The 7667-nt window shown below is 36.8% G+C and carries 5 protein-coding genes and 1 tRNA gene; 3 read left to right on the top strand and 3 right to left on the bottom strand.

What is annotated here, in order from left to right:
- Both ACR2F7_RS15390 and ACR2F7_RS15395 read right to left on the bottom strand, forming a co-directional pair.
- On the bottom strand, positions 1-1050 hold the full coding sequence (locus ACR2F7_RS15390; protein WP_432714431.1) for an HlyD family secretion protein: 1050 nt from the start codon (positions 1048-1050) through the stop codon (positions 1-3).
- Positions 1051-2376, bottom strand: coding sequence for a TolC family protein (locus tag ACR2F7_RS15395; protein ID WP_432714432.1), 1326 nt, complete (start codon positions 2374-2376; stop codon positions 1051-1053).
- 82 nt (positions 2377-2458) lie between these two features.
- On the opposite strand from ACR2F7_RS15395, the gene ACR2F7_RS15400 reads away from it, so the two are divergent.
- The gene (locus tag ACR2F7_RS15400) at positions 2459-3265 is read left to right on the top strand and encodes a helix-turn-helix domain-containing protein (RefSeq protein WP_432714433.1); all 807 of its coding nucleotides are present in this window, start codon (positions 2459-2461) and stop codon (positions 3263-3265) included.
- Here ACR2F7_RS15400 and ACR2F7_RS15405 read toward each other — a convergent pair.
- Positions 3252-5231, bottom strand: a complete 1980-nt coding sequence (locus ACR2F7_RS15405; RefSeq protein ID WP_432714434.1) for a KUP/HAK/KT family potassium transporter — start codon at positions 5229-5231, stop codon at positions 3252-3254. The two genes, ACR2F7_RS15400 and ACR2F7_RS15405, sit on opposite strands and share 14 nt — an antisense overlap.
- A 201-nt stretch (positions 5232-5432) precedes the next feature.
- Here ACR2F7_RS15405 and ACR2F7_RS15410 point away from each other — a divergent pair, with 201 nt between their 5' ends.
- Together ACR2F7_RS15410 and ACR2F7_RS15415 are read left to right on the top strand one after the other, a co-directional pair.
- A complete protein-coding gene (locus ACR2F7_RS15410) occupies positions 5433-7511 on the top strand; it encodes an HD family phosphohydrolase (protein ID WP_432714435.1) in 2079 nt (692 codons plus the stop codon).
- A 68-nt stretch (positions 7512-7579) separates the two neighbouring features.
- A tRNA-Ser gene (locus tag ACR2F7_RS15415) sits at positions 7580-7666 on the top strand.
- The last annotated feature ends 1 nt before the right edge of the window (position 7667 follow it).

Consider the following 7667-nt stretch of genomic DNA (forward strand, 5'->3'; position numbering starts at 1 on the left):
TTATTTTACAGCAGTAACATTAGCATTCATTCCAGCACGCAGTTTATCTATCTTAGCTTTAGAATCAGTCAATACAATTTTCACAGGTATACGTTGTACCACTTTTATAAAATTACCTGTAGAATTATCTGGAGGCAGTAAAGAAAACCTTGCTCCGGTAGCAGGAGACAATGAAATCACTTTACCCTTAAAAGTTTCGTGAGGAAAAGCGTCAGTTACAATTTCTACTTCAGTATTGATATGCATTTCAGCAATCTGTGTTTCCTTAAAATTAGCAATTACCCATTTACCAGCTTTCTGGTCAACAATGAAAGCTAAGGTTTGACCAGCTTGTATCAATTGACCTTGCTGAATTGTCCTTCTACCCATTTTACCATGGTATGGGGCAGTAATAACAGTATAACCCACATCTAATTTATTTCTTCCTAACAAAGCATCTCTACGTTTAATTTCTGCCTGGTAAACCCCTTTTTGAGATTTAATATCATCCACTTTTGAAATGGAAGCCTCATAATTACTCCTGGCAGAAAGGTATTCTGCATTAGCCACATCCAAGGCTGCTTTACTGTTTTCTAGTTGTTGCAGCGTAGCAGATTCGGCTTTGAAAAGTTTAGAATAACGCTCATGATCTTGTTGTTGCTTTAATAACTTAGCTTTTGCGGCAGCAATTTGCGCCTCACTAACTTTAGCTATACGTCTGGTAGTTTCCTCATTACTTTCCAACACTTTAATTTGTGCCTGCGCATTCATTAAAGCAGCTTCAGCTTCCTGCTCTCCAAGTATATATTCACTGTTATCAATAATCAGCAAGGTATCACCTTCATTTACCTCCTGATTTTCTTCGTATTGTATTTTTCTGATGTACCCTGTTACCCTCGAAGTAATAGGATTAATGTATTCTTCAACCTGTGCATCATTCGTTTCTTCATATTTATACAGATCCCATAAGGAGCTTGCCCCCCAAATCAATAATAGAACGCCAATAATGGCAGCAATCCAGGCAGTAACTTTAGTAATTAACTGATCAGTAGTCGTGTAATTCTTTTTCATTTAAAGTTCACCTGTGGCTTTTTGTAATTTATAATATTGTAGTTGTGCGGCAATTTGCGAAGCTGCCAAATCGAAACGAGTTTGTAAGAGTTGTGTATCTGCGTCTAATAAATCCGTTAGCAAGGAAAGTTGATTGAAATAGGTATTGTTTATAATTCTTAAATTTTCTTGTGCATGTCTAATGTTTTCTTCAGCCACTTTAATTCTAGTCAGACATTCTTTGTAACGTAAGTAAGCCTCCTTAACGTCTTGTCTTACCTGGTCACTTGTAGCCGAATGCTCAAGTTCCTGGTAATGTAATGCTATTTTAGCCTCTTCGGTTTTATGTTTATTATGATAGAATTCAGATACAGGAAAGCTTGCTTTTAAACCGCCTAATCCTAAACCATATAATGAAATAGCATAAGGATAAAATTGTATTTGAGGATAGGAATATTTATAGGTAGCAAACAAACCCAGTTTCAAGGAAACATTAGATTTTACATTCTTCAGTTCCAGCTTACTCAGTTCCGTTTCCTGTTCAGAAATTTTTAACTCATGTGAGTTAGCCATCCCATCATTAAGGTAATCTTCATATTCCTTAACTTTGACATCCGCTGTGCCAATTGGATCCGGTTGAATTTGAAAATCATCAGGTTCACCAAGTAAAATAGCGAGCTTTTGATTAGCAATGGTAAAATCATTTTCTATTTCTAGCAGCGACATCTTTTGTCTTGATAACTTTAATTCAGCACGCAGTACATCACTTTTTAATACTACACCATTTTTTAATAGTGCCCTGATTTCTTCTAACTGTTTTTCCTGGTCGCTGATATCTTTCAGTAATAAGGTTTTGAAGACAATGCTTCGCTGCATTTCAAGGTAAAAACCAGCACAACGCAGTTTAATTTCAGAGATCGACAGGTTCAGCTGTTCTTGAGCCAACTGCCTTTTTTCCTCTTGTGCCTTGATTTTAAGGTTTGTTTTATTTCCGTTATAGAGGTTAAGGTAAGCCTCTGCACCAACGGTATAAGTAGTATGAATCACTTCTCCCTGATCATGCGTATGTAAAAGACCATTATTATAAATGGGCATATTAGTTACTTTAGCATATTCGCCTTCTACCCTAACTTCAGGCAGGCGTTCAGCTTTTGCATCTAATATGGCTTCTTCAGCCCCCGCCACCTTTCGGTTTTTCATTTTTAATAACTTGTTACTTACCTCTGCTCTTTGCCATACTTGGGTTATAGAAAGTGGTACGGCAATCGTTTTTTGCTGGCCATAAACAAGCCCGGAGGCAAAAAATGGAAGGCATAAAAGCGCAATTATTTTTCGGCTGAAATACATATATTTTGAGAATGTGCAAATGTAGATAAGCTGAAGGCCGGCAATTTTATCTATATTGCCAAAAATTAGTCTATTTCAGCCAATGAAAACTGATCACACACAATCCTACCTGGATGCAATTGACGAGAATAAAGAAGGTATTGTTGTGATACATGAAAAGATTGAACGCAAGTTACCCCTGCATTCCCATCAAAAAGGGCAATTAACGTATGTTCAGGGAGGAATAGCCTATATACATGCTAAAAACATAAGTTATATTATTCCAGCCAGGCACTACGTTTGGGTACCTAAAGCATTGCCCCATTACCTCGAAGTTCGACACCATGGCACGGTGATCAGAAATATTTATTATAACGCTGAAGGAGATGAAAACAATCCATTTTTTAGTGAGCTGAGCATATACCCAATAAATAACTTGCTTTTTGAGATGATCATTTTTACGGAACGATGGAATGGATTAATTACCGCCAAAGACCAGGGCTATCAATTTTTATCGACCATTAAAAATCTTTTGCCTGTATTGAACACACAGGCATTTCCTATAGCACTACCTACGACAAAGAATGAAAGGCTAAAACCGATTATCCTTTACATGAATTTAAACTTTGCTCATGCTTTAAACCTCGAAGATTTGAGCCATCTTTTCGGGATGAGTGAACGAACCTTTTCCAGGTTATTCCAATCGGCAATGAGTATCTCTTTTCTGCAGTATCTCAAATTATTAAGAATAGTAAAAGCCATAGAGATGATTTTGGAAACGGAGAAATCCACCAGTGAAATTGCCTTTGCCACCGGATACAATAGTTTGGCCGCTTTCAGCAAAGCATTTTATCAGCAAACTGGCAGTAGACCTTCAGATTTCCGAAAAAGCAGCTTTATTTACAAATAACGCTATTCTCCTCTTCTGTAACTTCATTATTGTCAATCCTTTTCAGCTCAAAATCTGTTGGAATGTCTACCACCAGAGGAACCTTTTCTACCGTTACAAAGCTCAAATCTAAGCCAAACCCTTTTTCTTCAGGAACACTAAAATTCTTGAGAATCTGATGATACACCATTGTGCCTCTTTCAATTAAACTCAGGCTATAAGCACTTGACATTACTTTTTCAAGGACTACGAATCTAAAATCACCGGCAATTTTATGCTCACTTAAGGAGGCATACCTGCTCGAAATATCTACCTCGTTATTTTTCACCATGTCTTCCACTACTTTTCTAAAAAGCACATTTACCCTTGGCTCAATGCGGAATCCCAACCTGAAATCTACCCTGATCAGTTTTCCTTTAATTAAAGGACTCACTTTATATTCCATGGTATAAGGCTCATCAGTTACATCTACGTGAAGTAACCAATACACATCTGCTCTTTTTGGATGTTTCTGGATGATGGAATACATGATAGAAGATTCTATCTCTGACTTAAAATTAGCACTTGTTAAATACACCAATTGCGAGGAGTATTTTGGAATTGTGACATCATTAGATATTTTCTCAATAATAGGATAATACTTCTCAATATCATCAAAACGAAGGTAGCGGTTGCGAATTCTGCGACCATTATGCCAGGCATACATAATAGAAAACAAGGACATGCCTAATAATACGGTAAACCAGCCACCATGGAATATTTTGGCAATGTTACCAGCTAAAAAGGTGAGTTCAATTACACCATATATAGCTAAAAAGGCAAGGATAAAATACATGGGCACCCTTTTTCGCATTAAAAAGACAGCGACTAAAATGGTCGTCATTAGCATGGCGACTGTGATGGACAAGCCATATGCAGCCTCCATATTGGTAGATTCTCTAAAAATCAATACCACAATGATACAGCCTATACATAACAGCCAGTTCATAGACGGAACGTACAGTTGCCCCTTTTGATCACTTGGATAATTGATTTTAACCTTAGGCCATAGGTTCAAACGCACGGCTTCCGCAATTAATGTAAAAGAACCTGAAATTAAGGCCTGACTTGCAATAGCAGCAGCAACAGTAGCGATGGATATTCCATAAATAAGGAACCAATCTGGCATTAAATGGTAAAAAGGATTGACATCATTTAGGTGTGTACCCTGTAATTTCCATAACCAAACACCCTGACCCATATAATTTAAAATTAAACAGGTCTTCACGTAAATCCAGCTTATCCGGATATTTGATCTACCGCAATGCCCTAAATCTGAATATAAGGCTTCAGCACCTGTAGTACATAAAAAAACAGCACCAATAATGAGAAAAGCCTCTGGATTGGTCGTTAGGATATGATAAGCATAATAGGGGTTGACAGCCTTAAGTATTTCTGGAAATTGTAAAATGTAAACAGCGCCTAAAACAGCAATCATGGTAAACCAAAGCCACATTACAGGTCCAAAGGCTTTACCAACGAGTGAGGTGCCAAATTGTTGCAAAACAAACAGAAACACTATAATGGCCAATACAATAGGTACAGTAGGCAGATCCTGATAAATAATCTGCAAACCTTCAATTGCTGAAGAAACAGTAACGGCAGGTGTCATTATACCATCCGCGAGCAATGCAGCCCCACCTATCATCGCAGGGATAATTAACCATTTTGCTCTCCGTTTCACTAAAGAATAGAGAGAAAATATGCCACCCTCTCCTTTATTGTCTGCTTGTAACGTAATAGCAACATATTTAATTGTAGTCTGCAAGGTTAAGGTCCAGATAATGCAGGATAAGCCTCCTAAGATAAGCTCTGGGGTAATGAGCCTGTCGCCAATAATAGCTTTAAAAACATATAATGGTGAAGTACCTATATCACCATAAATTATTCCTAGACTAATTAATACACCTGCTGCTGACAGCTTATTCGCACCTTTAAGATTTGACATGGTAATTTTTTCGAGTGGCCAAAGGTATAAAATTGACCTATCATTTTTAGGATTATAATTCTGAGCAGAGATGTAAAGAAATCACCAGCAAAATTAGAAGTTTTATTTACGAAAATGGCGCTGATAATGAATGCATTATATTAATAAATCAACATTATCAATTAATTAATGTTAATTTTGAAACAAATCAATTTTAATATTTTGGCAAAGATCAAGAAGAATTCCCATAAAGTACTTTACAGAAAGTATTCATCAAATATCAAATACATGATGATGGTGCTCACTGTGTTGATCATCACCTATTTTTTACCAAAGCAACCCAGGTTCAGGTATGAATTTGAGAAAGGTAAAGTATGGTTAAACAAAGACCTGATCGCCCCCTTTAGCTTTGCCATCTTAAAAACCAGTCCTCAGGTCATTACCGATAAGCAAGATGCTTTAAACAATGTATTACCCATCTACAGGTACAATGCAGATATTAACAAAGCGATTGAGAATGCTTATTTAGATGAGTTTGATGTAAAATGGAAAACAAGCAGCCTTCCAGAAGGCGAAATGCAAAAATACAAAACCGCTTCCTTTAAGATCCTTTCGAATATTTATACCAAAGGAATAATTGCCATCAATACCAAACATCAAAAAGAGAACAAGAACTACGACCTCACTTTATTGAATAACAATATTTCAAAAACCATCAATACGCAAGACCTATATACGGTTCAATCGGCTTTAGCTTTTTTTAATAATAGTTTTAACATCAAAAATGAGCAAATCAAAACCATGGTTCTTGGTTTGGTAGAGGATCATCTACAACCTAACATCATTTTTGATGAGCGAATGACTACCATTGTTCAAAATAATACCGTCAACAGCTTGTCAACAACACATGGTATGGTTCAGAAAGGCGAATTGATCATTGCCAAGAACAATGTAATTGATGAAGAAACATATCAGAAATTACAATCCTTCAAAGCAACCTACGAGGCGCAAACAAAAATTATTGGCGACAGTAGCCTTGTTTACTTAGGTCAGATTTTACTGGTCGGTTTTAATTTATGCCTGCTCATGGTATTCCTATACATGTTTAGAAAGGATATCTTTGCAGACAACCGTCAGATTTCCTTGTTGTTGCTGGTCATTACAACCATGTTATTAGCCTTAACATGGGCCATCAAATTAAATTTACCCACTTTATATTATATTCCTTATTGCATAGTACCTATTATCATCAGAATCTTGTTTGATACAAGGCTTGCCTTATATCTTCATTTATTGGTTATTTTAATTGCAGGTTTTTTTGTACCCAATAGTTTTGAGTTTGTTTATTATGAGATTACGGCGGGTATGGTAGCCATTTATAGCATTCGTAACCTGGTAAAAAGGGAACAACTGTTACTTTCAGCACTTTTTATCCTCACCTCCTACTTCATCTGTTTCATTGGTATTGGTCTGCTACGTGAAGGATCTTTCCAGGAAATTGAATGGATAAACTTTGTTCCTTTTGCAGTCAGTGTTTTATTGTCCTTAATTGCCTATCCATTAATTTATGCTTTTGAAAGAGTATTTGGCATCACCTCAGATGTAGCCCTCATAGAGTTGACCAATACTAATAATAAATTACTGCGCGAGCTGGCCTTTAAAGCACCAGGCACTTTTCAGCATTCCTTACAGGTAGCTAACCTTGCCGAAGCCGCAATCTTTAAAATTGGCGGAAACTCTTTATTAGTTAGAGCTGGTGCCTTGTACCACGATATTGGTAAAATTGAAAATCCTCAATATTTTATTGAGAACCAAAATACAGGTAAAAGTCCGCACGACAAGCTGCCTTATGAGCAAAGTGCACAAATCATCATCAAACATGTGCTTAAAGGAATTGAGATCGCCCGAAGGCACCAATTACCAGAGAGTGTCATCGATTTTATCAGAACACACCATGGTAATACACGTGTAGATTATTTTTATCAATCCTTTTTAAAGAATTCACCGGAGAAATTTGTGGATGAAAATATTTTCAGGTATCCTGGACCTATACCATTTTCTAAAGAAACAGGTGTGTTAATGTTGGCAGATTCTGTCGAAGCAGCGTCCAGAAGTTTGAAAAATCCAGATGCTCAAAGCATCAATGACCTTGTGGAACGCATCATAAATTACAAATTGGAACAAAATCAGTTAGATAATTGCGATTTAACGTTAAAAGATTTAGAAACTATTAAACTGATATTCAAGACGATGCTGATGAGCATCTATCATGTTCGCATAGATTATCTACAAACTGTGTAATTTTCTTTTGCAAAAAGGAATCATTTACTATATTTGCACTCCCTCACAGCAAGTAAATGAAGGGAAATGGAGAGATGCCTGAGTGGCCGAAAGGAACAGTTTGCTAAACTGTCGTACTGGCAACGGTACCGAGGGTTCGAATCCCTCTCTCTCCGC

It is taken from the genome of Pedobacter sp., from assembly GCF_045628745.1.
Taxonomy (GTDB): domain Bacteria; phylum Bacteroidota; class Bacteroidia; order Sphingobacteriales; family Sphingobacteriaceae; genus Pedobacter.